Genomic DNA, 1,131 nt, shown 5'->3' on the forward strand with positions numbered 1-1,131 from the left:
CTGATCAAACACTGTTTCGAATCCGTCATCAAGAAGAACCCATTGTCTTTCTCTTTCAGGAAGGGTTTTTACAGATTTCGAAAACAGATAGCCATCTCCATTATCAATAGCTTCAATAATATTTTTAGCACAGTTAAGGCCTTTATCAGCAATTTGGATGGTACGGCCCTTGATATTGTTTCTTGATTTCAAATCGTGGATTAGATCACGCATGATCGGCTTTTCAGATTCATTGCCTGGGAATATCTTCATGCCGACTGGTAACATCTGTGCGTCTAAAAGAAGGCCCATTACCACAATAGGGTCCCTTCGATTTTCTTTGGAAGGACCTCTTTTTTGAAGAGTAGATTCCTTATCGATTTCAAAGTAATAGTTTGTACAATCAAAATAAGAACGGCTGGAATCCAGAATAAAATTGTCATCAGTCGCAACGGTCAGTATTTCAACCAGTTTCTCATATTCTTCGCCCATGAATTCCAAGCCCTCCAGGAGTTGATCATAACTGAAGTTTTTTTGAACATATAGCTTTGGAAGAATATCATGAAAAGTCTGATGTTTAGATAAAGGTGCAACAACACGAGCATATACAAGAGCGGAAAAGACATCATATACATCGAACTCGAATTTCCTTGAAGAGCTTAAATACCCAAAATGTTCTTTTACATCCAGTATGTTCAAGATTTTCGCAATTGGCACATAACCCAGACACAGTTCTGGTGAAACGTCAGAAATCTGTTGAAAGTTGATGCGACACTTTTCTGTCTCCCGTTTAGAATTCAGTCCATTTACTTCTTTCTGAAAATGAGAGATTGGATCATCTATACCCTGTTCGATAAGAGCATCAACGAACCCGATTTTACGAAAACTTTTATGTCGGGTGTTCTTGGTTTCTGGAGAATAAAAACTCTCATAGATGGAAAGATAAAGTCTGTCATTTCGTTTTGTTTTTTTAAGAAAATAGGCCATAGAAAGTGCCCTCCAAGCATTACACATTTACACCATAATTATACCAAATAAATAAAAAAAATAAAATAAATTTAAAGCACAAAAAACAACGATAAATACTGGAGAATCTCAACTTTTTCTCAGAATAGCCTCTAAACATTCATGGTGCAAACCTCTAAAGACGGG

The 1,131-nt window shown here is 36.5% G+C and carries 1 pseudogene; it reads right to left on the bottom strand.

The window, feature by feature from the left end:
• Positions 1-966, bottom strand: a pseudogene (locus tag LJE08_RS13565) (transposase); the annotation flags it as partial.
• Between the last annotated feature and the right edge of the window lie 165 nt (positions 967-1,131).

The organism is Holdemanella sp. DFI.5.55 (genome assembly GCF_020593575.1).
Classification (GTDB): Bacteria; Bacillota_I; Bacilli_A; order Erysipelotrichales; family Erysipelotrichaceae; genus Holdemanella; species Holdemanella hominis.